This is a genomic window from Blautia sp. 210820-DFI.6.14 (assembly GCF_020558815.1).
GTDB lineage: Bacteria > Bacillota > Clostridia > Lachnospirales > Lachnospiraceae > Blautia_A > Blautia_A obeum.
Window position 1 is genome coordinate 1 of sequence record NZ_JAJCKS010000107.1, and the last position, 402, is coordinate 402.

Consider the following 402-nt stretch of genomic DNA (forward strand, 5'->3'; position numbering starts at 1 on the left):
GACTGCCATATAACAGGCTGTATATCATGCTGGAATATAAGCTGAAACTGTATGGGATACAATTGATAAAACAAGGAGAAAGCTATACCAGCCAGTGCAGTCCGTTATCACCAGAAGTATCAAATAGATATGCAGAAGCATCAAATCGAAAAGAACGGGGTATATATATAACTGATGGAGTAAGATATAACGCCGATGCAGTTGGCTCGTTTAATATCCTGCGGAAATATCTTTCCGTATCCGGAAAACAGAAGGAACTGTCCGTAACCGGACTAAAAACTCCAGAAATAATAAAAGTAGCTGCATAGCCGAAAGGCAAGCAGTATTGGTGTTATGGACGCACCCTGAAAAAGGCGGTATCCCGCCAGATTTCAGATGCTCTGGTAACTCAGTTGCCGAGTA

1 protein-coding gene is annotated in these 402 nt (G+C 42.0%); it reads left to right on the top strand.

Features of this window, described 5'->3' with window-relative positions:
* On the top strand, nucleotides 1-308 hold a 308-nt coding region (locus LI112_RS17935; protein ID WP_227191215.1), incomplete at its 5' end, for a transposase.
* Nucleotides 309-402: the final 94 nt, after the last annotated feature.